This window comes from Pseudomonas sp. AK-TSAG1-1, assembly GCF_056821665.1.
Genome location: NZ_CM165965.1, coordinates 4,897,434 through 4,922,724, shown reverse-complemented (window position 1 = coordinate 4,922,724; position 25,291 = coordinate 4,897,434). Strand labels below are relative to the sequence as shown.

Annotated in this window: 22 protein-coding genes; 10 read left to right on the top strand and 12 right to left on the bottom strand. The window is 61.3% G+C overall.

The annotated features are described in order from the left end of the window. Positions 1-8: 8 nt before the first annotated feature. From AC1UK9_RS22220 to AC1UK9_RS22190, 7 genes are all read right to left on the bottom strand, one after another. Positions 9-1,073, bottom strand: coding sequence for an imelysin family protein (locus AC1UK9_RS22220; protein ID WP_025111680.1), 1,065 nt, complete (start codon positions 1,071-1,073; stop codon positions 9-11). Positions 1,074-1,100: 27 nt separating this feature from the next. Further along, positions 1,101-2,528, bottom strand: coding sequence for a di-heme oxidoreductase family protein (locus tag AC1UK9_RS22215; RefSeq protein WP_473013430.1), 1,428 nt, complete (start codon positions 2,526-2,528; stop codon positions 1,101-1,103). Between the two features lie 278 nt (positions 2,529-2,806). Beyond that, entirely contained in the window at positions 2,807-4,150 is a 1,344-nt protein-coding gene (locus AC1UK9_RS22210) for an imelysin family protein (RefSeq protein ID WP_025111678.1), read from the bottom strand. 139 nt (positions 4,151-4,289) lie between these two features. Next, positions 4,290-6,341, bottom strand: coding sequence for a putative bifunctional diguanylate cyclase/phosphodiesterase (locus tag AC1UK9_RS22205; RefSeq protein ID WP_025111677.1), 2,052 nt, complete (start codon positions 6,339-6,341; stop codon positions 4,290-4,292). A gap of 368 nt (positions 6,342-6,709) precedes the next feature. After that, on the bottom strand, positions 6,710-7,306 hold the full coding sequence (locus tag AC1UK9_RS22200; RefSeq protein ID WP_025111676.1) for a superoxide dismutase: 597 nt from the start codon (positions 7,304-7,306) through the stop codon (positions 6,710-6,712). Between the two features lie 176 nt (positions 7,307-7,482). Beyond that, positions 7,483-8,085 carry a LysE/ArgO family amino acid transporter gene (locus AC1UK9_RS22195; protein ID WP_473013428.1) on the bottom strand — a complete coding sequence of 201 codons (603 nt, stop codon included), beginning with the start codon at positions 8,083-8,085 and terminating at the stop codon, positions 7,483-7,485. Between the two features lie 5 nt (positions 8,086-8,090). Beyond that, on the bottom strand, positions 8,091-8,492 hold the full coding sequence (locus AC1UK9_RS22190; RefSeq protein ID WP_473013427.1) for an ACT domain-containing protein: 402 nt from the start codon (positions 8,490-8,492) through the stop codon (positions 8,091-8,093). Positions 8,493-8,589: 97 nt separating this feature from the next. Between AC1UK9_RS22190 and AC1UK9_RS22185 the strand changes: the two genes are divergently transcribed. From AC1UK9_RS22185 to AC1UK9_RS22170, 4 genes are all read left to right on the top strand, one after another. Further along, complete coding sequence (locus AC1UK9_RS22185) at positions 8,590-9,477, top strand: LysR family transcriptional regulator ArgP (protein WP_473013426.1); 888 nt, start codon at positions 8,590-8,592, stop codon at positions 9,475-9,477. A gap of 109 nt (positions 9,478-9,586) precedes the next feature. Further along, a complete protein-coding gene (locus tag AC1UK9_RS22180; protein ID WP_473013425.1) occupies positions 9,587-10,579 on the top strand; it encodes an NAD-dependent epimerase/dehydratase family protein in 993 nt (330 codons plus the stop codon). Between the two features lie 116 nt (positions 10,580-10,695). Beyond that, complete coding sequence (locus AC1UK9_RS22175; RefSeq protein WP_473013424.1) at positions 10,696-11,550, top strand: ATPase; 855 nt, start codon at positions 10,696-10,698, stop codon at positions 11,548-11,550. Between the two features lie 196 nt (positions 11,551-11,746). Beyond that, positions 11,747-12,595 carry a cache domain-containing protein gene (locus tag AC1UK9_RS22170; protein ID WP_473013423.1) on the top strand — a complete coding sequence of 283 codons (849 nt, stop codon included), beginning with the start codon at positions 11,747-11,749 and terminating at the stop codon, positions 12,593-12,595. A gap of 125 nt (positions 12,596-12,720) precedes the next feature. Here AC1UK9_RS22170 and AC1UK9_RS22165 read toward each other — a convergent pair whose 3' ends face one another. Both AC1UK9_RS22165 and pobA read right to left on the bottom strand, forming a co-directional pair. After that, positions 12,721-14,238 (bottom strand): MDR family MFS transporter, encoded by a 1,518-nt coding sequence (locus AC1UK9_RS22165; RefSeq protein ID WP_025111669.1) that lies wholly within the window; start codon positions 14,236-14,238, stop codon positions 12,721-12,723. An 80-nt stretch (positions 14,239-14,318) separates the two neighbouring features. Further along, on the bottom strand, positions 14,319-15,503 hold the full coding sequence (gene pobA / locus AC1UK9_RS22160; protein WP_482580515.1) for a 4-hydroxybenzoate 3-monooxygenase: 1,185 nt from the start codon (positions 15,501-15,503) through the stop codon (positions 14,319-14,321). Positions 15,504-15,689: 186 nt separating this feature from the next. On the opposite strand from pobA, the gene AC1UK9_RS22155 reads away from it, so the two are divergent. After that, positions 15,690-16,574, top strand: coding sequence for a helix-turn-helix domain-containing protein (locus AC1UK9_RS22155; RefSeq protein ID WP_025111667.1), 885 nt, complete (start codon positions 15,690-15,692; stop codon positions 16,572-16,574). Between the two features lie 74 nt (positions 16,575-16,648). Here the strand turns inward: AC1UK9_RS22155 and AC1UK9_RS22150 are convergent, their stop codons facing one another. Continuing rightward, positions 16,649-16,825: a hypothetical protein gene (locus tag AC1UK9_RS22150; protein WP_007964044.1), complete on the bottom strand. Its 177-nt coding sequence runs from the start codon at positions 16,823-16,825 to the stop codon at positions 16,649-16,651. Between the two features lie 132 nt (positions 16,826-16,957). Next, on the bottom strand, positions 16,958-17,863 hold the full coding sequence (locus AC1UK9_RS22145; protein ID WP_218187652.1) for a LysR family transcriptional regulator: 906 nt from the start codon (positions 17,861-17,863) through the stop codon (positions 16,958-16,960). A gap of 114 nt (positions 17,864-17,977) precedes the next feature. On the opposite strand from AC1UK9_RS22145, the gene AC1UK9_RS22140 reads away from it, so the two are divergent. Further along, positions 17,978-18,856: an MBL fold metallo-hydrolase gene (locus AC1UK9_RS22140; RefSeq protein WP_025111665.1), complete on the top strand. Its 879-nt coding sequence runs from the start codon at positions 17,978-17,980 to the stop codon at positions 18,854-18,856. Positions 18,857-18,901: 45 nt separating this feature from the next. Further along, a complete protein-coding gene (locus AC1UK9_RS22135) occupies positions 18,902-19,516 on the top strand; it encodes an NAD(P)-dependent oxidoreductase (RefSeq protein WP_473013421.1) in 615 nt (204 codons plus the stop codon). A 124-nt stretch (positions 19,517-19,640) separates the two neighbouring features. Here AC1UK9_RS22135 and AC1UK9_RS22130 read toward each other — a convergent pair whose 3' ends face one another. Beyond that, on the bottom strand, positions 19,641-20,522 hold the full coding sequence (locus tag AC1UK9_RS22130) for a LysR substrate-binding domain-containing protein (RefSeq protein WP_473013420.1): 882 nt from the start codon (positions 20,520-20,522) through the stop codon (positions 19,641-19,643). A 229-nt stretch (positions 20,523-20,751) separates the two neighbouring features. On the opposite strand from AC1UK9_RS22130, the gene AC1UK9_RS22125 reads away from it, so the two are divergent. The 3 genes from AC1UK9_RS22125 (at position 20,752) to AC1UK9_RS22115 (ending at position 25,158) form a co-directional block, all read left to right on the top strand. Next, complete coding sequence (locus tag AC1UK9_RS22125) at positions 20,752-22,389, top strand: 5-guanidino-2-oxopentanoate decarboxylase (RefSeq protein ID WP_473013419.1); 1,638 nt, start codon at positions 20,752-20,754, stop codon at positions 22,387-22,389. Beyond that, entirely contained in the window at positions 22,389-23,837 is a 1,449-nt protein-coding gene (locus AC1UK9_RS22120; RefSeq protein WP_473016027.1) for an aldehyde dehydrogenase family protein, read from the top strand. The genes AC1UK9_RS22125 and AC1UK9_RS22120 overlap by 1 nt, the downstream gene beginning before the upstream one ends. Positions 23,838-24,054: 217 nt before the next feature. Continuing rightward, complete coding sequence (locus AC1UK9_RS22115) at positions 24,055-25,158, top strand: ABC transporter substrate-binding protein (protein ID WP_025111660.1); 1,104 nt, start codon at positions 24,055-24,057, stop codon at positions 25,156-25,158. Positions 25,159-25,291 lie beyond the last annotated feature (133 nt).

The window sequence follows — 25,291 nt, the reverse complement described above, 5'->3', positions numbered from 1 at the left end:
TGCCCTCATCAGTCACCGTCGTTGGCGTTGAAGCCCAGTTGAATGCCCAGCGCCTTGGCCAGCTCGCCTTCGTGCAGGCGATGGACGACGTTGAGGCTGTCGTAGAGATCATTGAGCTGCTGGCGACCGGCGTCGTCCTGGAGCATTTCGGTCAGCGAGCGCTGAGTGCTGCCGAACAGTTTCAACGAAGCGGCGTACGCGGCGTCGATCTTGTCTGCCAACGGTTTCTGCTCGGCCGGTAACAGACCACGCAGGCCTTTGTTATCGACGCCTTCCCACACGGTTTTGGCGGCGGCGAGGCTGGCTTCCAGCGCGGTCAGCGACGACTGGCTGCGCCATGCATCAGCCTGGAACGGTTGCGGCACACCCTTGCTCTGGCGGCCCATTGGCGTGCCGAGTTTTTTCTTCAGAGTGTCGAGGGCGGTGACCTGTACACGCAACAGATCGGCGATCGCTTCGTGGGAGTCGGCGTAGCGCTGGTTCGGGAACTTGCTCATTTGCGCAAGCATGCCGTCGGTGGTGTTCCAGCTTTGCAGAATCTCTTCGGCCAGTTGCTTCTGGCGCTCGCCGATGGCGATCAGCAACGGGCAGTATTTGGCTTTCTGTTCGTCATTGGCGACGTCAGGCTTGGCATCGAACAGGATGTATTCGTAAGCCGACAGGCCTTGCACCACCACGCTCGACTTGGCCAGGGCAGCGGCATCGATCTGCGGCTGGGCGACGACCAGTTGCTCGACCTGACGGCCGACGAGGTTTTTCTTGTCCGGCCAGAACTGCACCTGCCACGAACGGTTGCCTTCAGCCAGCGGGCCGATCAGCAACGGTTGCAGCTCGGCCCAGGCTTTCTGCGCGTGCAGGAAGTCGGCGCGGGCGGTCTCCAGGTTTTCCTTGCCCTGGCAGTAGGCGAGGGCGCTGACGGCCAGTTGCTTGTCGGCCTCGACCCAGCGGGTGTAGGTCGGCAGGATCACCGATTTGGCGATGGCCGCCGAGGTGACCGCTTGCGGGTCCTGTGGCGAGCAGGCGCCGAGTGCCAATGCGGCAAGGCTGGTGAACAGTAGCTTGGGACGGAACATGTCGGGCTCCCGATTCTTTATTAGTGTTTAAAGTGAGTTCAAAAACGCCAGCAGCGCGGCACGCTGTTCGGCGTTGAAAGACAAAACCTGTTGCTGCGCCTTCTGTGCTTCGCCGCCATGCCAGAGCACGGCTTCGAGCAGATTGCGGGCGCGGCCGTCATGCAGAAACTGAGTGTGGCCACTGACCGCCTGCGTCAGGCCGATCCCCCACAACGGCGGGGTGCGCCAGTCGCGGCCGGAGGCCTGGAATTCAGTGCGGTTGTCGGCCAGGCCATCGCCCATGTCATGCAGCAGCAGATCGCTGTACGGGCGAATCACTTGATTGGCCAGTTCAGGTTCGGCCGCGTTGGCGGCGGTGGTGTATCGGGGGGTGTGACAGGACTGGCAACCGGCCTGGAAGAACAGGTTCTTGCCGGCCAGCACTTGTTCGTCGTTGACGCCACGACGTGCCGGCACCGCGAGGTTGCGGGTGTAGAACAGCACCAGGCGCAGGATGTTATCGCTGACTTCCGGCTCGCCATCCGGACCATTGCCGTTCGGCGCCTGTTTGCAGGCGGTTTGCGCGTCGGTGCAGTCATCGAACGGTCTCAGGCTGGTGGTGAGGCCCATATCACCAGAAAACGCGTGAACATTCTGTTGATTGAGGTTCGGCTGCCCTGCTTTCCAGCCAAATCGACCCATGACGGTCTTCTGCAACGCGTCATCCCACACCCGGTTCGGGCGCCCATTGATACCTTCGTTGTCTTCGGCTTGGGCGGCTGCGTTGGCGAGAATCGCTTCTTCCGGGATCGCTTCGAGCAGGCCGAGACCGATCATCGGCGGCGCGACGCGGGCCGAGAAACGTGTGTCCGGGTGCATCGGGCCGTAGCCCAGCTGGCTGAATTGCAGAACCGGTTTACGCAGTTCCACTTCAGTGCCGTCCTTGAAGCGAATCGGCACCGGCGTGTACTCGACGCGCACCTTGCCTTCAGGTGTGACACCGGGCACGGCCATGTCCTGGAACTGCCCGCCGTAGACCGGCTCCGGCACCACGCCAACCTGTTCGATGACTTTGGCAAACTGCGCTGTATTGGGGATCGACAGTCTGACCAGCATCGACACGGCGTTGGGCGCGTCGGGCGGTGGTGGATGGCCGCGGCCATCCTTGATATGGCAGCCCTGACAGGCATTGGTATTGAACAGCGGGCCGAGGCCATCGCGGGCGGTGGTGGTCGACGGGGCGATCACCCACGGGCTGCGGAAAAAACTGTTGCCGACACTGAAGTCGACCCGGCGCGACGGCGGCAGGTTGGCCGAGGGCAGGGAAAACGCATTCTGATCAGTCTTGCGCACGGTCGCCGCACCACCCGAACGTGCTTCACCCGGCTCGGCCTTGGTAAAACGCGGGGCGTCATCGCAGGCACTCAGGCTCAGGGCCAGAAACAGTGCGGACAAGCGAAGAGGCAGCGAGGGCATCAGACATCCTGCGGACGGGCGAAAATAAAGGCGCAAAGTCTAACAGGGCGAGGGGGTTTGAATAAGAGGAATTATCGTTTGCTTGATACAGCGCAGTGATTTGGAGATACGCAGTCGCCTCTGTGGGAGCGGGCTTGCTCGCGAAAGCGGTGTGTCAGTCAGCTCATCTGTGTCTGACCCGGCGTTTTCGCGAGCAAGCCCGCGCCCACAGGGTTGTGTGTATGGCAGGCATGAAAAAGGCGACCCGAAGGTCGCCTTTTTTGACGCAGACGCTGTGATCAGAACTCGTGATCAGCGTTGTCCGGGTTCAGGTCACTGATGCCCAGTTTGCCGGCAGCGGCTTCGATCGAACCGGTCTGCTTGACCAGCGAAGCGATGGCGTCACGCACGATCTGGTTGCCCGCCGTGTTGCCCGCGGCGATCAACTGGTCGTAGTGCTCGCCCTTGTTGGCGTGATCGACCATGACCTGGATCTTGGCTTCAGTCGCGGCCAGATCGGCTTTCAGCGCGGTGTCGGCAGCCGGGTCGGCCTTGGCCACCAGCGACGACAGGCTGGCGCCGGTCATTTTGGTGCCGTCGACACGGGTGTACTCGCCCAGGTACACGTTACGAATGCCTTTGGCGTCGTAGAAGTGCGAGTTGTGGGTGTTGTCGCTGAAGCAATCCTGTTCGTCTTCCGGCGAGTTGGCTTCCAGGGAAACCTTCATGCGCTCGCCCGCCAGTTCACCCAGGGACAGGCTGCCCATGCCGAAGAGCATTTTGCGCAGACCGCTTTCGGCCGGTTCGGCTTCCAGGGTGGCGCGGTAGTTGTCGGCCACGTTCGGTTTCCAGTTGCCGACCATCTCTTCCAGGTCGCTGACCAGCAGTTGGGTCACGGCTTTGAGGTACGCACGGCGACGATCGTTGTGACCGCCGGTAGCGCCGGCGCCTTCCAGGTAGTCCGAAGCCGGACGGTTGCCAGCGCCCGGGCCGGTGCCGTTCAGGTCCTGGCCCCACAGCAGGAATTCGATGGCGTGGTAGCCGGTGGCGACGTTGGCCTCGGAACCGCCCAGCTCGTTGAGGCTGGCGAGTTTTTCCGGGGTGATGTCTTTCACGTCGACCTTGTCTTCGCCGACCTGGACTTCAGTGTTGGCGATGATGTTGGCGTTGGCGCCCGGGTTGCCCAGTGCATGCTCGTAGGATTTGTCGACGTAGTCGATCAGGCCTTCGTCCAGTGGCCAGGAGTTCACCTGACCTTCCCAGTCGTCGATGATGGTGTTGCCGAAGCGGAACACTTCGCTCTGCAGATACGGCACGCGAGCGGCAACCCAGGCAGCGCGAGCGGCTTTCAGCGTCTCGGCGTTCGGCTTGGCGAGGAACGCGTCGATAGCGGTTTGCAGGGTTTTCGCGGTGGATTCGGCATCGCTGTAGACGGCGAAGACCATGTCGGCGTAGTGCGCGACCACAGCCTTGGCGGCGGCTTCATCGACTTTACCGGCGGCGGCAGGTGCTGCTGCAGCGGCGGTGCTGGCGGCCGGAGTCGGCGCGGCCGGGGCGGCAGCCTTGTCTTTGCCTTCGCCGCAACCGGCGAGGGAAATAGCGATGGCCAGCAGACTGGCGGTAGCCAGAGGCATACGAATCATGGCGAACATCCTGCTTCGGTAATTGAATGGACAGGGCGCGGGGGTGCGCAAAGCTGCGACATAATGCAAATCTTTCGCATTATGTGTAAAGGGCTGTGGCTGGAAATATTTCTTGTTTAGCCGAGGGTTATGCGCTGCATCAAAGGATCGCTGCGTTGCTGCGCTGGGCTTGTTTGAGATAGGCGCTCAGTTCCCGGGCCGGCAGCGGCTTGCTGTAGTGATAACCCTGACCTTCGTGACAGCCTTCGGAGATGATGTAGGACTCTTGCTCGGCGGTTTCCACGCCCTCGGCGATGACCTGCATGCCCAGGCTCTTGCCCAGTTGAATGATCGCGCGAACGATGGTCGCATCGTCGTCGTCATCCAGCAGGTCCTGGACGAAGCTCTTGTCGATCTTGATTTTGTCCAGCGGCAGGCTTTTCAGATAGCTGAGCGATGAATAGCCGGTGCCGAAGTCGTCGATGGCGATCAGTGCCCCGGAGCGGCGCAGGCTCAGCAGATGCTGTGCGGCCGTGCTGATGTCTTCCATCAGGCCGGTCTCGGTGACTTCCAGTTCCAGGCTGCGCGGCGGCAGGCGGTATATCTGCAGCAGGTTGTTGACCACCCGTGGCAACTCTGCGTGGTGCAGTTGCACGGTGGACAGGTTGACCGCCATGCGCAGATCGACGAAACCCTGATCGTGCCATTCGCGCAATTGCTTGCAGGCCTGATCGAGTACCCACTCGCCGATCGCGATGATCGTGCCGTTCTGCTCGGCCAACGGGATGAACAGGTCCGGCGGCACCAGCCCGTGTTCCGGGTGCTGCCAGCGAATCAGCGCTTCGACCCCGACCACACGGTGATCGCGGTAGCTGATCTGTGGTTGATAGACCAGATAGAACTGATCGCGAATCAGCGCATCGCGCAGGTCTTTTTCCAGTTCGCGGCGGCGGCGCATTTCGCTGTCGACGCTGGCGATATAGAACTGATAGCGGTTGCGCGAACGGGTCTTGGCCAGCGTCATGGTCTGCTCGGCCTTCTGCAACAGCTTCTCGGTGCTGTCGCCGTCCTCGGGGAACAGGGTAATGCCGATGGTCGCGCGCAGGCGGATTTCCTGATGGTCGAGGGCAAACGCCGCTTCCAGATCATCGAGGATGCTCTGCGCCAGTTCCGCCGCCTCGTAAGGCTGTTCTATATCGGCCTGCACCAGGGCGAACTGGTCGCCACCCAGACGGGCGAGGGCGCCGAGGCGGCCACTGTGGGCGCGCAGGCGATCGGCCAGTGCCAGCAACAACTGATCGCCAGTCTGGTAGCTGAACTGCTCGTTGATCCCCTTGAAGTCATCCAGCCCCACACACAACACCGCGACCCGGCGTTGCAGCTTGCCGGCATCCACCAGAATCTTGTCCAGTTGCTGCTGCAATTGCTGGCGGTTGGGCAGGCCGGTGAGGAAGTCGTACTGGGCCATGCGCAGCAGGCTGTTTTCCGCTTCATGGCGCAGATGGGTGTTGCGTTCAATGGATTCGAGCAACTGGTTGGCCGTGTTGATCCAGATGCCGAGTTCGTTTTTCTCGTGGCCCTTGAGCTGCGGAATCTTGTGCTCGCTGGGGCGATCCGGATTGATTTCGGTCAGGTGCTCAATGATCCGCGACAGCGGTTTGGTCAGCAGCCAGTGATAGACCAGGTACAGGACCAGGCCCATGGCCAGGGCGCGCAATACGCCGGAAATGAAAATGATCACCGAACTGACGATGAAGCTCTCGCCGTAAGTGGCGGTATCGAGGGTGATGCTCAGGTCGCCGTAATACTCGCTATAGGGACCGCGCCCGACCAATTGTGTGGTGAAGGTGCGTTCCTGGCCGAGGATCAGGTCGGTCAGCCAGCGGCTGTTGGAATGCTGCAACTCACGGGATTTTTGCGCGAGCATCGCCTCGTTGGGATGGCCGATGGAGGCCTGACGCACGGCATCGTCCTGAAACAGGCCTTCGATCACCTGCATGCCCATCTCCCGGTCCAGGCTGTAGACGGCCTGGGTCGATGGGTCACGGAACATGTCGAGGATCCGTTGGGCGTCGCCGGCCACAGCCTGGCGGGTCTTGTAGGCGTCGAAGACGATCTGGGCACAGCTCAAGACAACGCCGACGATCAATGCCGAAAGGAGCACGACCCGGAGCAACTTCACCGACAAGCTGTTCTTGAGTTCCAGCTTCAAAGGGTTATTCCTTGTTCCGTGCGGGTAGCGTCAAGTTGCCATGAGTATTGGCAATCCCGTGTTGGCAGTCAAAGGGACAATCAAGCCCAGGGATATTTGCCTGTGGCGTTGGCCGAAATGCAGCTGCCTGGAGTTCTTACCCTGATCGTACTGTGTCGGTAGTTTGAGCCTGCAACTTGAGGGGAACGGGAGAAAATTTCCTCTGTTTGATGTTAGCCCGCCATGGCGTGGCGGCAAGGGGACGAAGGCTGCTTTCCTGGTAGGAAACACGCTACCCACTGATCAAGATCGCAGCCTGGGGCAGCGTCTGGAGAAACCAAAGGCATAAAAAAACCCGGCAATGCCGGGTTTTTTGACTCGCACGCAGCTTAAGCGGTGAAGGCTTTGCCTTCGAACTGCTCAGCAACGAACTTCCAGTTGACCAGGTTCCAGAACGCTTCAACGTACTTCGGACGCAGGTTACGGTAGTCGATGTAGTAAGCGTGTTCCCAGACGTCGCAGGTCAGCAGCGGGGTGTCGCCGCTGGTCAGCGGGTTGCCGGCGCCGATGGTGCTGGCCAGGGCCAGGGAACCGTCAGCCTTTTTCACCAGCCAGCCCCAGCCGGAACCGAAGGTGCCGATCGAGGTTTTGCTGAACTCTTCCTTGAACTTGTCGAACGAACCGAAAGCAGCGTTGATGGCATCAGCCAGTGCGCCGGTTGGTTGACCGCCGGCGTTTGGCGCCAGGCAGTTCCAGTAGAAGGTGTGGTTCCAGACCTGAGCGGCGTTGTTGAAGATACCGCCCGAGGAAGATTTGACGATTTCTTCCAGAGTCTTGCCTTCGAACTCGGTGCCTGGCACCAGGTTATTCAGGTTCACGACATAGGTGTTGTGGTGCTTGTCGTGGTGAAATTCCAGGGTTTCCTTGGAAATGTGCGGCTGCAGGGCATCGTGTGCGTAAGGCAGCGGCGGCAATTCGAAAGCCATGATGATTCTCCTAATCAGGTCTGTTGCGGTGAGCGCAAGGCCGATCACGGGCGGCCAGAAATGCACCGACGAGTTTTTACTCTTTGCGGCGCAGGGTTCGGATCATAGCACCGGGGTCAAGGCTTAACCACGCAACAACTGTGTGGGATAGAGGTTCCAGAGCTGTTTGGAATAAATCAGCTCGCCAATATCAATTGCCCCGCTACCGTGAACATCATCAGTGCGACCACCAGATCGAGAATCCGCCAGGTACTCGGCCGGGCCAGCCACGGTGCAAGCCATGCCGCGCCCAGCGCCAGGGTGAAAAACCACAACAGCGAGGCACTCGCCGCACCCACCACATAAGCCCCCGGCACCGATTGCTGCGCGCCGAGCGAGCCGATCAGCAACACGGTATCCAGATAAACGTGCGGGTTGAGCAGCGTCACCGCCAGCGCACTGAGCATCACCGCCCGCAGCGAACGCACGGTCTGATTTTCGCCCTGATCCAGACTCTGTTTCGAGCATGCACGTCGCAGCGCCTGGCTGCCGTACCAGATCAGAAAGACTGCACCGCCCCAGCGCGCCACTGCCAACAATGTCGGGTTCTGCGCAAGGATCGTCGCCAGACCAAACACTCCGGCGGCCACCAGCAGCGCATCGCAGGCCACGCACAGTGCCGCCACCGGCAGGTGGTGTTCGCGGCGCAGGCTCTGGGCAAGGACAAAGGCGTTCTGGGTGCCGATCGCCATGATCAGCCCGAACGCCACCAGCAAGCCGTTCACATAGCTTTGCCACATAAGGTTCACTCCGCGTTGGCTGCGAGATCGCGCAGAACGTGCATGGCACGTTCTGCGTCGGCCTGACCGACAAACAAATGATCGTGGTAGTAGCCGGCGATCACGTTGCAACTGATCCCGGCCTTGCCCAGTGCCGTGGCAAACGCGGCGGTAAGCCCGACTGCCTCCAGCGCCGAATGCACGTTCAGGGTGATCCACGCTGCCACGTAGTCGAAACTGAAGCCGGCGCGTTCAGCGTTGGCGCGGTCCAGGATCACGGTCAGGCCTTCCTGTTCGCGAAAGCTGCCGACAATCTCCAGGCCGTTCGGCAACTGGCCGTCGCGCAGGGTGCAGAACACGTATTCGCCGGCGTTGAGCTGCGGGCTCATGCTGCGCAGCAAGGTCGTGAGTGAGGTTTCGCCAGCCATTGGAGTTGATCCTTGATAAAGAGTGCTTGCTGGCTATTCTCCGGTTGAAAGCGGTATAAGAAAAACCAATAGTGCTGATCGCTCATTAGGAAAACTGATGTTCGACTACAAATTGCTTTCCGCTCTGGCCGCCGTGGTCGAGCAGGCCGGATTCGAACGTGCCGCGCAGGTGCTGGGCCTGTCGCAATCGGCGATCTCGCAGCGAATCAAACTGCTGGAGGCGCGGGTTGGCCAACCGGTGCTGGTACGTGGCACGCCACCGTCACCGACCGAGATCGGCCGGCGTTTGCTTAACCATGTGCAGCAGGTGCGCCTGCTTGAACGTGATTTGCAAACGCTGGTGCCGGCGCTGGATGAAGCAGGGGTGCCGGAACGCCTGCGCATTGCGCTTAATGCCGACAGCCTCGCCACCTGGTGGGCCGAGGCGGTGGGGGATTTCTGCGCCGCACAGCATCTGTTGCTTGATCTGGTGGTAGAAGACCAGACGGTTGGGCTCAAGCGCATGCGTGCCGGTGAAGTGGCCGCGTGCCTGTGCGCCAGTGAACGACCTGTCGCCGGTGCGCGCAGCGTGTTGCTCGGCGCAATGCGATACCGCGCGCTGGCCAGTCCGGCGTTCATCGAGCGGCATTTCCCCGACGGCGTGCGTGCCGAGCAACTGCCACGCACCCCGGCGCTGGTGTTCGGCCCGGACGACTTCCTCCAGCATCGTTACCTCGCATCGCTCGGCGTCGATGGCGGATTCGAGCACCATTTGTGCCCGTCCTCCGAAGGTTTCATCCGCCTGACCGAGGCCGGCCTTGGCTGGGGGCTGGTGCCGGAACTGCAAGTGCGCGAGCAACTGCAACGCGGGGTGTTGCGTGAACTGTTGCCAGATAAACCGATCGATGTGCCGTTGTACTGGCATCATTGGCGCAATGGCGGTCAGTTGCTGGGGTTGCTGACCGAGCAATTGGTACGTTCTTCACCACAATGGCTGGTGGCTTGAAAGCAGCTGCGAGCGTCAAGCTGCAAGCGGCAAGTAAAGCGCTGCGCACCGTTTTAGACTTGCAGCTAGAGGCTTGATGCTCGCAGCTGCTTTTTTGTTGGAGTTTTGCATGAAAATTCTGGTCACCGGCGCAAGCGGCTTCATTGGCGGACGCTTTGCGCGTTTCGCTCTGGAGCAGGGCCTGGACGTGCGGGTCAACGGTCGCCGGGCCGAAAGCGTCGAGCATCTGGTGCGCCGTGGTGCGGAGTTCGTCCCGGGCGACCTCACCGATGCGGATCTGGCGCGCGATCTCTGCGCCGACGTCGAAGCGGTGGTGCACTGCGCCGGTGCCGTCGGCTTGTGGGGGCGTTATCAGGACTTTCATCAGGGCAACGTGCAGGTCACCGAAAACGTCGTTGAAGCCTGCCTCAAGCAGCGCGTGCGCCGGCTGGTGCACCTGTCGTCGCCGTCGATCTATTTCGATGGCCGCGATCACCTTGGCCTGACCGAAGAGCAAGTGCCCAAGCGCTTCAAGCATCACTATGCCGCAACCAAGTATCTGGCTGAGCAGAAGGTCTTCGGCGCGCAGGAATTCGGTCTCGAAACCATTGCCCTGCGTCCGCGCTTCGTTACCGGCGCTGGCGACATGAGCATCTTTCCGCGTCTGCTCAATATGCAGCGCAAGGGGCGTCTGGCGATCATCGGCGACGGCCTGAACAAGGTCGATTTCACCAGCGTGCAGAACCTCAACGAAGCGCTGCTCGGCAGTCTGCTGGCGGCGGGTTCGGCGCTGGGCAAGGCCTACAACATCAGCAATGACGCACCGGTGCCGTTGTGGGACGTGGTCAATTATGTGATGCGCAAAATGGATGTGCCGCAGGTCACCAAGTACCGCTCGTACGGCCTGGCCTACAGCGTTGCTGCGCTCAACGAAGGCGCCTGTAAACTCTGGCCGGGGCGTCCGGAACCTACGCTGTCGCGATTGGGCATGCAGGTCATGAAGAAAAATTTCACCCTCGACATCAGCCGCGCCCGGCATTATCTGGACTACGATCCGAAAGTCAGCCTGTGGTCGGCCCTCGATGAGTTCTGCAGTTGGTGGAAAGCTCAGGACATCCGCTGATACAAGTCGGCCGGCCGGCAATGAACCGCTCTGCCGCTTGAGGGTCAATCCCTGCGGCTGCGGCAGTTATACTTCGCAGCATTTAGCCATCACTGCGTTCCACAAAGGTTGCCTCAATGTCCATGCGTAACGATGCCAACGACGATTTCGACGATGTACCGAGCCTGCGGGCCGACACCTTTGACGACGATGACATTGCGCCCACCGCCCGCACGGCCGTGCACTCGCGCACGCCACCGGTGGTCAAGGTCAAGGCCGCAAGTACCGGGCCGCTGTGGGCACTGGTCGGCGCGTTGTTCTTCGCCTTCATCGGTCTGGCCTGGTGGAGCTTCCAGCAGATTTCGCTGATGGAGCAGCAGTTGGTCGCCACCCAGGAAAGCTTTGCGCGCATCAGCGAGGAAGCAGCGGGGCGCCTGCAGGACATTTCCGGCAAGGTGGTGGCGAGTCAGAGCAACGTCACCAGCGACAGCGAAGCGTTGAAGCTGCAGATCAAACAGCTGGAAGACAAGCTGGTGGATCAGAGCAAGCAGCAACAGGGCGTGGTCGGCCAGGCCAGCGATCTGGACAAGCGCCTGGCGCAGATGACCGCGCAGACCACTGAGCAACAGAACGCCAACACCCAGTTGCAGGCTCAGGTCAAAGCCTTGAGCGCCGAACTGGCGGCCCTGAAAACTGCACCGGCCGACACTGGCAAGGTCGACGCGCAGCTCAAGAGCTATGACGCCCAGCTGAAAAGCCTGGGCGCTGATATCACCGCGCTGAAAAAGCAGGGCAATTCGAACGCGGCGATCGAGCGTCTGGAGCAGGAAATCGTGGTCCTCAAAAGCGAGCAGGACAACCGCCCGGCAACGCCACAGGGTGGCGGCAACACCGCTGAGTTCGATGCGTTCCGTGGCCAGATGACCCGTAATCTCAACACCCTGCAAGCGCAGATCCAGAACCTGCAGCAACAGATCAACGCCCGGCCATAGGGCCTGAGTCAGCCACACCTGAGGTGGAAATATCTTCGTGGTAAAGATACCTCTGTGGTGAAGCTGTTTCTGTGGTGAGCGGGCAAGCCCCCTCGCCACAGACATCTGCTGCAATCTTTCGACTTGCGCTGAATATCCATGCATCACCCCAAGCCGTCTACGCTCTTGAAACACCAACAAGAACGAGGGATGCGTTATGGGGTTTTTGCATAAAGTGGCGTGGCTCGGTGTGATGCTTCTGGTGGGGGTGGGACAGGTCAGCGCCGCCACTGCGCAAAAGGACGACAGCAAGGCGGCCATCGCTTTGCTGGAAAAGGCCCTGGCCTATTACCACGACAACGGCGACAAGGCCTTCGCCGCATTCAGCCGTCAGGGCGAGTTTGTGGACAAGGATCGCTACGTGTTCGTGCTCGACACCAAAGGCGTGATGCTTGCCAGTGGCGGGCCATCCTCTGCCTTGATCGGTCGCGATGTGAGCGAAGTGCTCGGGCCGGATCTGCAAAAGGCCTTCAAGGATGCGTTGCTGGTGCCCGAAGGCAATGGTATCCAGCAAGCCGAGTACCGCTGGCAGAATTGGGCGGACGGCAAGGTCGAGCGCAAGCACGTCTACTACCAGCGCATCGGCCAGCGGATCCTCGCGGTCGGCTATTACCTGCCGCGAGCTTCGGCGGAACAGGCCAAGGCGCTGCTTGATAAAGCCGCGACTGACCTGGGCAAGGACGAGAAGGGCACGTTGACGGCAATCAACTCGCTCAAGGGTGGTTATCTGCAGGATGACCTGTACGTGTTCGTGGTCGATCTGGATACCCGGCGCTACGTGGCCCACGGCACCAACCTGCGGCTGATCAACACTGATTTCAGCAAGATCAAGGACCCGGAAGGCAAACCGGTGGGCGAGCCGATTCTGGCGCTGATCGCCAAGCAGGATGACGGCGAATACGAATACCGCTGGAAAAACCCGGTGACCGGCAAGGTCGAGGACAAGCATGCCTACCTGAAGAAGGTCGGGCACTTTCTGGTGGCGGTGGGTTACTACAGCCCTTGAGTGAAACACTTTCCCCTGTGGGAGGGGGCTTGCTCCCGAATGCGGTGTGTCGTTCAACAGTCATGTCGACTGACACACCTTCATCGCGAGCAGGCTCACTCCTACAGGGGATCGCGGTGTTGCTGCTATTTGGCGCCGTGCTCCCGCCCGCGCAACAGCTTGTTCGGCATCGCGATCGCTGCCGCCAGCCCCAGCAACGACACTGCCGTGCTCACCCACAGCAAATGCCGGAACGTCACCGAAAGCTCTGCGCGCAAGGCGTTCTGCGCATCGCCCGGGGCCGCGTTCAAACCGTCGAGCAGTACGTTGCCCGAGTGCCCTTCGCTGATCAGTGAATTGCTCGCCAGATGGGCGAAACTCGAATCCTGCAACAAGGCCAGCAACAGCGCCGACATCAACGCCACCCCCACTGCGCCACCCAATGAGCGGAACAGGTTGGTGGTGCTGGTGGCGACGCCGATGTCGCGTTGTTCCACCGAGTTCTGCGTGCCTACCAGTGAAGTCGGGAACTGCATGCCGCCGGCAATACCGCTGAGCAACATGAACAGACTGCTGACCAGCGTTGCATCCGGTGGGGTGAACGCCATGCCGAGTATCGAGATCGGCATCAGCATCGCGCCCGTCAGAATCTGCGGTTTGTAGCGCCCGGTCACCGAGGTCCGACGCCCGGCGAAATAGGCGCCAATCGGCAGCCCCATCGCCAGCGGCAGCAAGTGCAACGCCGCCGCATCGGCGCCGGCACCGGTGACGCTCTGGAAGCGCAGCGGCATCAACACGATCAGTGATATCGCCTGGAAACTGGTGAAGAAAATCGTGCACCAGCACAGCAGCGCGTTGCGATTGGTGAACAGATGCATCGGCAGCAAAGGCTCACGCGCGCGGCGCTCATGCCAGACGAACACCGCCAGCACCAGCACGGCACAGGCGAACAATCCAAGCACTTCGCTGCTGCGCCACGAATGGCCCTGGCCGACCTGAGTGATGCCCAGCAGCAACGCAGTCAGGCCGATGATCATCAGCAGGGTGCCGAGATAGTCGATGATCGGCTTGCGTTGCGGTATCGGCAGCCCACGCAGGTTGCGCCGCGCGACCCAATAGGCGCCAAGCCCCAGCGGCAGGTTGATCAGAAACACCCAGCGCCACGACAGGTATTCGGTCATGTAGCCACCGAGCACCGGCCCGGCGACGCTGGCCACCGCGTACATGCTGCTGAAGTAACCCTGATAACGGCCACGTTCGCGGGGCGGAACAATGTCGCCGATGATCGCCTGGCTGACCGAAATCATCCCGCCGGCACCAATGCCCTGGAGAATCCGCGCCAGCACCAGTTGTTCCATGCTTTGCGCCATGCCGCAAAACAGTGAGGCCAGGGTAAACAGGCCCATGCCGAACAGCATCAGTTTGCGCCGCCCGTACAAATCGCCGAGCTTGCCGTAGATCGGCACGGCCACGGTCATCGCCACCATGTACCCGGAAATTACCCAGGCCAGCAGGCTGACGTCTTTGAATTGTGCCGAGATGGCGGGCATCGAGACGGCGACGATGGTCTGGTCCAGCGCGCCAAGAAAGATCGCCAGCATCAGCGCGACCAGCACGCTGCGAATGGCCGGTTTGGGTGTTTCAGGCTGGTGAAGATTGGTCACGGGCGGAACCTGCGTGCAGTGATGATCCCGCAGGTCGCAAGGCGAGCGGGAGATGCTCGCCAGTGTAAGTCGATAGCAGGCTATTCGATAGCCTCATACGGAAGTCCGACGTAATTTTCTGCAATGGTTTTTCGACCCGCTTCTGAACTGACAAAGTAGTCCAGTTCCGAGGCGCTGATCCGCTGGCTGAAATCGTCATGCTCGTCGAAGCGGTGCAGCATCGAGGTCATCCACCAGGAAAACCGCTCGGCTTTCCATACCCGGCGCAGGCAGATCTGCGAGTACTTCTCCAGCAGGTCGGTGCGGCCCTCGCGATAGACCTTCAGCAGAATATTGAACAGCGTACTGACATCACTGGCGGCCAGGTTCAGACCCTTGGCACCGGTGGGCGGAACAATGTGCGCGGCATCGCCGAGCAGAAACATCCGCCCGTACTGCATCGGCTCGACGACAAAACTGCGCAGCGGCGCGATGCTTTTTTCGATCGACGGGCCGGTGACCAGTTTTTCGGCGAGCTCCACGGGCAAGCGTGTTTTGAGTTCATCCCAGAAGCGTTGATCGGACCAGTCTGCGACGTTTTCTTCGGCCGGCACTTGCAGGTAGTAACGGGTGCGCGTGGCCGAGCGCATGCTACACAGGGCAAAGCCGCGTTCGTGGCGGGCGTAGACCAGTTCCTCGTGCACCGGCGGGGTGTCGGCAAGAATCCCCAGCCAGCCGAACGGATAGACCCGTTCGAAAATCTTCAGGCAGTCCTCGGGAATCGACTGCCGGGCTACACCGTGAAAACCGTCGCAGCCGGCGATGTAATCGCAATCGACGCGCCAGGTTTCACCATCCTTTTCGAAGGTGACAAACGCTTCGTCGCTTTTCATGCCGTGAGGAACGACATGGCTCGCCTCGTAAATCGTCGGCGCACCGGCCTCCCGACGAGCGGCCATCAGGTCGCGAGTGACCTCGGTCTGACCGTAAACCATGACGGTTTTTCCCCCGGTCAAACCCTGCAGATCGATGTGGGCCAGACGCCCGTCCAATGCCAGATCGAAGCCGGCGTGCACCAACCCTTCAGCATCCATGCGCGCGCCCACTCCGGCCTGACGCAACAGCTCTACCATGCCTTGTTCAAGCACGCCGGCGCGAATTCGCCCGAGTACATAGTCGGGTGTCTGGCGTTCAAGAATCAGGTTGTCGATGCCAGCGTTGTGCAGCAACTGGCCGAGGAGCAATCCGGAGGGGCCGGCGCCAATGATGGCGACTTGGGTTTTCAGCGTTTTCATTGTTTTTATGACTCGCAAGCTTCACGCGGTATGAACCGGAGAATGATTTTTATGGATCGAGTGCTTGCATTTTTCCCTTGCGGGTCTGTCAATTGAAGGTGAAAACTGAGCCGATACCTGTACATTCTGCCAATCGGTGCGATTATCGCCCGCAACCTCGAGGCCTGGATTGAAGTGATGAACAAGCCTGACCTGCCTTCGATTCCGGTGTTCAAGCTCTACGGTGAAAGCCTGGACTGGCCGACCCCTGACTTGCTGCACTGTGAAACCATTTCCAAACGCAGCCGCGAACATCAATGGGAAATCAAACCCCACCGCCACGCCGATTTGTGCCAGTTACTCTTCGTTTTCAAAGGTCAGGCAGAGCTTGAAATCGAAGGTCAACGCACGCAGCTCAACGAACCCGCCATTCAAGTCCTGCCACCGTTGTCGGTGCATGGCTTTCGTTTTTCCGAGGACGTCGAAGGTTTTGTCGTCACCCTCGCCAATCCGTTGATCCACCACCTGCAGGCGCAACTGGGCAATTCGGTGCACGCCCTGGCCCAGGCCGAGCACTACCCGGCGGGCAAGGATGCGCAGTACCTGAACAGTCTGTTTTCTGCGTTGCAGGCCGAGTACAACGGCCATCAACCTGCGCGGGAAATGCTCATGCATTCGCTGGTCAGCGTGATCATGGTCTGGGTCAGCCGTCAGGCGCTCGTGCGCCACAATGCCAGCCAGCGGCCGCAACGCCAGCGCGAATACCTCAACGGTTTCATTCAATTGGTGGAAGAGACGTACCGCCAGCATGTGAAGGTCGAAGACCTCGCTCATCGCCTCGGTATCTCGGTCTCGCACCTCAACGGTACTTGCCGGGAACTGGCAGGGCAGCCAGCGCTGCAGATAATGCACGAACGCCAGTTACTGGAAGCCAAACGTTTGCTGACGTACACCAGCATGACCATTTACGAGATGTCGGAGCTGTTGGGGTTTTCCGATCCGACCAACTTCACGCGCCTGTTCCGGCGCCGGGTGGGGATTTCGCCAAAGGCGTTTCGTGACCGGCTGAAGGCCGATCAGTGATCGTGTAAACGCTGCAAAGTCCTGTGGGAGCGAGCAGGCTCGCTCCCACAGGTTCGCATTCCAGCCAAGGTCGATCAGCGCAACGCATTGAGCGTCGCGTTGTGCGGAATGCAGCGCTCGAAATTGCAGCTCGCATACTCGCGGGGCAGCTGTCGCAGTTGCTCGACCCGCCAGGCCGCAGTGCCGTACAGCGCCAGTGTGGCGGCGCAGGTGATGAAAATCGCGAAGTACCTTCTTGTTCTGATGTTCATGGCGTGGACCTCTGAACGCATACCCTGCGGTATTACTTTCAGCATAGGTCAGCGGCACAGAGTTTCCAGCCACGGCGCCCGCGTAGGTGACATCCCATTCAGAATACGGATAACACCCTGGGGGAATCGGATTTACAGGCCCATATCCCATTCGGGATTTTCCGGGAATCGTTCGACGAGAAAATCCAGCATGCTGCGCAGCGCCGCTGGCATGTGCTTGCGCGAGGCGTACACCGCGTAGATGTTCATCTGCCGCGGCTCGGCGTCGGGCAACAGGCGCACCAGTTCACCGGCATGCACGTGCACCCCGGCCTGATAGGTCGGCAGCATCGCCACGCCTGCACCGGCCAGCGTGGCGCGCAACAGGGTGCTGGCCTCGTTGGCGCTGATGTTGCCTTGCACCGGCACCGACACCGGTTCGCCGTGCTCTTCGAAATGCCACAGGCTCTTGCCGAAATACGAGTGGGTCAGGCAATTGTGCCGGCTCAGGTCCTCGACCCGTTGTGGTGGCGGATTGTCCCGCAGGTAGGCGGGCGCGGCGCAGACCAGCGATCGGCACACCGTCAGGCGCCGGGCGATCAGGTTCGGGTCCAGGTCATTGCTGGTGCGGATCGCCAGATCGATGCGCTCATCCACCAGGTTCACCGTGCGGTCGAGCATCTGCATGTCGATGCTGACCCCGGGGTAGCGCTTGACGTACGCCGCCATGGCATCGGCCAGTTGCGCCTGGCCGAACGAGGTACTGACGCTGATGCGCAGCAGCCCGCGCGGTGCGTCGTGGGGTTCGCTGACCGCCGCCTGCATGTCGCTGGAGAGTTCGAGCATCTGCCGGCAGCGCGGCAGGATCTCGCTGCCAGCGGCCGTCAGGCTCAACTTGCGTGTGGTGCGGTGCATCAGGCGCGCGCCGACCCAGTCCTCCAGCTCCGCCAGATAGCGCGACACCACCGGTCGCGACAGGTCCAGATGATCGGCCGCGGCCGACTGGCTGCCGAGGTCGACTACCGTGACAAACACCCGCATTGCTTGAAGACGATCCATGATTTGCCCGCTTTCAGAAACAAACTATGTTCAAGCATCGCATTTTTTGTACCGAGTCAGGCAACTAAGCTCTGTCCCATCGCCAAACACGGCATTCAGACAACGGAGCAACAGATGATCGGCTTCACTACCCTCAAGCGCGTTTTGCTGGCCACCGCCACCCTCGGTTTCGCGGCCCACGCCGCTGCCGCCAACCTGAGCCTGGATGTCTACAACCCTGGCACTCAGGCGATTTTTCCGGTGACCTCGGTGTTGGTCAGCGGCGAGAAAGACGCGATTCTGGTCGATGCCCAATTCGGCAAGGCCCAGGCCGAGCAGGTGGTGGAAAAGATCCGCGCCAGCGGCAAACACCTGACCACCATTTACATCAGCCACGGTGATCCGGATTACTACTTCGGCCTCGACACCCTGACCAAAGCCTTCCCGGATGCCGAAGTGCTGGCCTCGCAACCGACCGTGGATCACATCAACAAAACCGTCGAAGGCAAGCTCGCTTTCTGGGGCCCGAAAATGGGCGCCGACGTGCCGGCCAAAACCATCGTGCCGGGCGTGCTCAAGGGCGACAGCCTGATGCTCGAAGGGCAGAAACTGCAGGTGGTGGGTCTTGAAGGCAAACAGCCGGATCGCAGCTTCGTGTGGATTCCGTCGCTCAAGGCCGTGGTCGGTGGCGTCGTGGTGGCCGAGAACATCCATGTGTGGATGGCTGATACCCAGACCGCGCAATCCCACGCCGACTGGCTGGAAACCCTGCACTCGATCGAAACCCTGAAGCCGAAAACCGTGGTGCCGGGTCACTACCTGGGCGAGAGCAGCCGCTCACTGGCCAGCGTGAAATTCACCGCCGACTACATTAAGGCTTTCGACGCCGAAACCGCCAAGGCCAAGGATTCCGCCGCACTGATCAAAGCCATGCACAAGCGCTACCCGAAACTCGGCGAAGAAAGCTCGCTGGAGCTGAGCGCCAAAGTCGCCAAGGGCGAAATGCAGTGGTAAGCCGATTCTGAAAACGCAGCACTCTCAAGCCAACTGGAGAATGTCATGAGCAAGATCGCAATCATTGGTGCCACCGGCCGTGCCGGTAGCCAACTGCTGGAAGAAGCCCTGCGTCGCGGCCATAGCGTGACCGCTATCGCCCGTGATACCTCGAAGATCGGCGCGCGTGCCGGTGTGGTCAGCAAGAATGTCGATGTGCTGGATTCGGCAGCGCTGCAAGCTGCAGTGGCCGGTCACGACGTGGTGATCAGCGCCGCGCATTTCGCCACCGTACCCGCCAGTGCTGTGGTCGGGCCGGTGAAGCAGGCGGGCGTGCAGCGTCTGTTGGTGGTCGGCGGTGCCGGTTCGCTGTTGCTGCCGGACGACACCCGCGTGATCGACAGCGCAGGATTCCCGGCCGAGTACAAAACCGAGGCCAGCGCTGGCGCGGCATTCCTCGATGCGTTGCGTCAGGAGAAGGATCTTGACTGGACCTTTCTGTCGCCGTCGGCAGAGTTTGTCGAAGGTGAGCGCACCGGCACCTTCCGTGTCGGCAAGGATCACTTGCTGGTGAGTGCCGCAGGGCGCAGCTGGATCACCTTTGCCGATTACGCGATTGCGCTGATCGACGAAGTGGAAACGCCGAAGCATTCGCGTCAGCGGTTTACTGTCGGGTATTAAGCAACGACGCAGAACAAATGTGGGAGCGGGCTTGCTCGCGAAGAGGGAGTGTCAGTCGACCTCAACGGTGAATGACACACCGTATTCGCGAGCAAGCCCGCTCCCACAGGTTTTTTGGGGTGTTTCAGCGGGTATGCGCCTGCTCCACCAGCCAGATCATCAGTTCCTCCAGCTGCGGCGAGGCTTCCACGCCCTGCGGCATCACCACGTAGTACCCCAGTCCTGTCTTCACCTTCAACTCAAACGGCATCACCAGCCGCCCGGCGCGCAGGTCATCGCCGATCAACGACCAGTCGCCAATCGCCACCCCCGTCCCGTGGGACGCCATCGACATCGCCTGATCCAGTGTTTCGAAATGCTGGCCCATGTTGACGTTGCTCAACTGCAATTCGGCGGCGGTCAGCCACACGGTCCAGTCCTGGGTATCGCGGGTCGGATGCAACAGCAGATGCTGTTGCAGATCAGCCGGCTCGGACAGCGCCGGAGGACCCTTCAATAGCGTTGGCGAACACACCGGGGTCAGTTGCTCATCAAACAGGTGCAGCGCAGTCGACGAGTTGGCCGGCGACGTGCCGTAGACCACGGCGGCATCGAATTGCTCGCGCTGAAAATCCACCCCGTGGGCCAGCGTGGTGGTCAGTTTGACCGGCACGTCCGGGCGTTCCTTCTGCCATTGCAGCAGGCGCGGCACCAGCCAGCGCATCACACAGCTGGGTGCCTTGAGCTGCAGGGTTTCGCGCTTGAGACCGATCTGCTCGGTCGCTTCGCTGATCAGGCCGAAGATTTTTTCCACCCGTGGCAGCCATTCACTCCCTTCGGCGGTCAGCTCCAGGCCTCGGGCCAGACGGATGAACAGCTCATACCCCAGATGATCCTCCAGCCCGGCGATCTGCCGGCTCACCGCACCCTGAGTGATGTGCAACTGCTCGGCTGCCCGAGTGAAGTTGCAGCACTGCGCGGTGATCAGAAACGTGTGCAGGGCGGGCAGGGGAGGCAGTCGTTTCATGTGGATCCAAGGTATGACGTGAGGACATGGCTAGTATGACTTTTAATCGATTGTTGCCGCTACCTGCCACCCGTTCAATGAGCCCATTCCACGGCCCCCTGTGGAAGCGGGCTTGCTCGCGAATGCGGTGTGTCATTGCCCATTGATGTTGGCTGACATACCGCCTTCGCGAGCAAGCCCGCTCCCACCAAGGGCTCTGTGTTTCAACCGAATATAAAGGGCAATCGACATGGCGACGTGTGGCGAAGTACTGGTCAAGTTACTCGAGGATTATGGGGTCGAGCAGGTGTTCGGCATTCCCGGCGTGCACACCGTGGAGCTGTATCGCGGGCTGGCCCGTTCGAGCATCAACCACGTCACTCCACGGCATGAACAGGGCGCCGGTTTCATGGCCGATGGCTATGCGCGCACCAGCGGCAAACCCGGTGTGTGCTTCATCATTACCGGCCCGGGCATGACCAACATCACCACCGCGATGGGCCAGGCGTATGCCGACTCGATCCCGATGCTGGTGATCTCCAGCGTACAGACGCGCAGCCAATTGGGCGGCGGTCGCGGCAAGCTCCACGAGCTGCCGAACCAGAGTGCGCTGGTCGGTGGCGTCGCTGCGTTTTCCCACACCCTGATGTCGGCGGCGGAATTGCCGGGCGTGCTGGCCCGGGCCTTCGCGCTGTTCCAGGCCGGGCGTCCGCGTCCGGTGCACATCGAAATTCCACTGGATGTTTTGGTGGAAGAAGCCGATGCGCTGCTCGCCAGTGTTGCGGTGAATATCGACCGCGCCGGGGCTGCGCCGGTGGCCGTACGGCGCATGACTGAACTGCTGGCCGGCGCCCAGCGTCCGCTGATCCTCGCCGGTGGCGGTGCCATCGATGCCGCCGCCGAACTCACCGAACTGGCCGAGCTGCTCGACGCTCCGGTGGCGCTGACCATCAACGCCAAAGGCATGCTGCCCTCCAGCCATCCGCTGCTGATCGGCTCGACGCAAAGCCTGGTCGCGACCCGCGCACTGGTGGCCGATGCCGACGTGGTGCTGGCGATCGGCACCGAGTTGGCCGAAACCGATTACGACGTGACCTTTGCCGGCGGTTTCGAGATTCCCGGCAAGTTGCTGCGCATCGACATCGACGCCGATCAGACCGTGCGCAACTATCCGCCGCACGTGGCGCTGGTCGCCGACTCGCGCAACGCCGCGCAGGCACTGCTCAGCGCGTTGTCGCATCAAGCGCTGGCCGAGCGTCGCAACGATTGGGGGCAGGTACGGGCGGCGCGTTTGCGTGATGATCTGGCCGCGACGTGGGATGCGCCAACACTGGCCCAGACGCGTTTCCTCGAAACCGTCCTGCACGAGTTGCCGGATGCAGTGTTCGTCGGCGACTCCACGCAACCGGTGTACACCGGCAATCTGACGTTCAATCCAGAACGTCCGCGCCGCTGGTTCAACTCGTCGACCGGTTACGGCACCCTCGGTTACGCCTTGCCGGCGGCAATCGGCGCATGGCTCGGCGGCAGCCTTGAGGGCGGCGTTCGCCCGCCCGTGGTGTGCCTGATCGGCGATGGCGGTCTGCAATTCACCTTGCCGGAACTGGCCAGCGCCGTCGAAGCGCGCACCCCGGTGATTATCCTGCTGTGGAATAACCAGGGTTACGAGGAGATCAAGAAGTACATGGTCAACCGTGCCATCGAGCCGGTCGGCGTCGACATCTACACCCCGGACTTCATTGGCGTCGCCAAGGCCCTGGGCTGCGCTGCCGAAGCGATCAGTTCGGTTGAGCAATTGCGCGGCGCACTGCGTGCCGCAACCGATCGTCAGGGCCCGACCCTGATCGAAATCGACCAGACCCAGTGGATGCAGGCGGTGGCCCAATGATCAATTTCCCAACCACACTCGACGGCCTGTACATCAACGGCCAATGGTCGGCCGGTCGCGAGCATCTGCGGGTGATCAACCCGGCCACCGAAGCGCTGCTGACCACGGTTAATGGCGGTGATGAGCACGCGGTCGACCAGGCGGTGAGCGCTGCCACTGCGGCGTTCAAGGAGTGGTCGCAAACCACCGGTGCCGAGCGCGGCGCAATCCTGCGCAACATTGCCAACGGCGTACGCAACGGTCGTGATCACTTGATGCAGTTGCAGTCGAGCAACAACGGCAAACCGCAATTCGAAGCGGCGATCGACGTCGACGACGTGATCGCTACCTTCGAGTACTACGCCGAGTTGGCCGAAGGTCTCGACGCCAGACAGGACAGCAACGTGGCGCTGCCCAGCGACGATTTCAGCGCACGTTTGCGCCGCGAACCGTGCGGTGTGGTCGGGCTGATCGTGCCGTGGAATTTCCCGATGGTCACCACCGCATGGAAACTTGCACCGGCGCTGGCTGCCGGCTGCTGCGTGGTGCTCAAACCGTCGGAAGTCACGCCGCTGCCGGAGCTGGAACTGGCGGCGATCATCGCTGAATCCGGCCTGCCCAAAGGCGTGTTCAACCTGGTCTGCGGCACCGGCCTGGCGGTCGGTGCACCGCTCTCGGCTGACCCGCGTATCGCCAGGATTTCCTTCACCGGCAGCAACGCCGTCGGCGTGCAGGTGATGCAGCGCGCCGCGGAAACCGTGAAAGGCGTGAGCCTGGAACTGGGCGGCAAATCTTCGCTGCTGGTGCTGGCCGATGCCGATCTGGAACTGGCGGTGGAGCTGGCTTGCGGCGGCGGTTTTTTCAACGCCGGGCAGATGTGCTCGGCCACCAGTCGGGTGCTGGTCGCCGATGAGCTGGCCGAAGAGTTTCTTGAACGCCTGAAAAAACGTGCGCAAGCGATTCGCGTGGCTGACCCGTTCGACCCGGAGGTGGAGATGGGCGCGCTGGTGAATCAGGCGCAATACCAGCGCGTGCTTGGCCACATCGACCGAGGCTTGAGTGCCGGGGCCAGGCTGCTGTGCGGCGGCAATCGTCCGGCGGATCTGCCGCGAGGATATTTTTTGCAGCCGACTGTGTTCACCGACGTGCCCCTCGACAGTGCGCTGTGGTGCGAAGAGATTTTCGGCCCGGTGCTGTGCGTGCGCAGTTTCAGCAGCGAAGCCGAGGCGATCGCCCTGGCCAACGACAGCCAGTTCGGGCTGGTCGCCAGTGTGGTGACGCGTAACGCCGAGACCGCCGACCGGGTCGCCAACGCCCTGCAGGCGGGGCTTGTGTGGCTCAACGCGCCGCAAGTGATCTTCCCGCAGACGGCGTGGGGCGGCTACAAGCAGAGCAGCATCGGCCGCGAATTGGGGCCGTGGGGCCTGGCTGCTTTTCAGGAAATCAAACACGTGATCCGGGCGCTCTGAATGCCCGAAAACGGTGAGCGCATGCCTCGCAACGAGGCATGCGTGGGTGTCATGGCTTCGATGAGTTTTTATCGATAGTCAGGTGTATTGCACGACCTCAGGATGAACCCGTCGGCAGCGCTGCAGGCCTTTGAAAACAAGGGCTGCAGCGGATCCGGCCGCGCGGATGCAACGGTTGCGACCAACCTCATACTTAAAAGAACAAAGGGAGTCCTTCATGGGCGAGCATGATCTGAACAGGCGTCAATTCATTAAAACCGTCGGCGTCGCCTCGGTAGCGGCGGCGGCCCTGAGCATGCCCTTCATCCGGGCCAGCGCCAGTGACACGCGTTTTGCCGGCAAGACCCTGCGTTTACTGACTTGGTCGGATGACACCGGCCTCGCCGCACTGCGCAACATTGCCGCCACGTTCGAAGCCAAGACCGGCGCCAAGGTCATCGCCGACCGCACCGGCAGCACTTCGGAAATGGTCGCCAAACTCAAGGCCGGCGGTGACCGTGCGCAGTACGACATCATCACTCTGGCCGGGGTCGGTGCCGAAGGCCTGGCCGCCGCCGGGCTGCTGGAAAAACCTGACCTCAACCGCATTCCCAACCTGATCGACGTACCGGAAAAGTACCGCACCGGCGCCAACGGCCACGGCATCGGTTACCTGCTGTGGTGCAACAGCCTGGTCTACAGCACCCGCACCCTCAAACAGGCGCCGGACAGTTACGCCGCGTTGTGGGACGCCGATCTGGCACCGAATATTTTCCTGCCGCCGCCGAACTGGACCGAGGCCATGGACTTGATCATCATCGCCGCGAAACTGGCGGGCGGTGACGAACACAACATCGAACCGGGCTTCAAGAAACTCGCCGAGCTGAAGGATCGTGTGGTCACCCTGGGCGAAAACCCGAACCAGATTGCCGAGCTGTTCCGCACCGGCTCGCTGGACATGGGCGGCTTGTACGCACCGGCATTCTTCCCCAAGCAGATCCGCGATCCGAACTACGGCCTCGGTGCCACGTTCGGCATGAAGGAAGGTTTCTACACCGACCTGATGCTCTCGGTGATGCCGAAGAACCGTCCGGGCGACACCGATCTGGCCTACGCCTTCATCGACCACTCTCTCGACCCGCTGGTGCAGGGCAAGATGGCCGAAGACATCTTCAACGGCCCGGTCAACGCCAAGGCGATCATCTCCGCCGAAGCACGCAAGAGCCCGTACATCCTCACGCCGGAGCAGATTGCCGAGAAGGCGATCATGCACGACAACGCCTTCCTGGCCACCGTGCATGACCAATGGATTCGTCGTTACACGGAAATTTTTTCTTCCTGACGCCGACCCTCCAGACACCACAGATCCCCTGTGGGAGCGGGCTTGCTCGCGAATGCAATCTGTCAGTCGCCAAAGTGTTTGACTGATCCACCGCTTTCGCGAGCAAGCCTGCTCCCACAGGAGACTGAGGTGT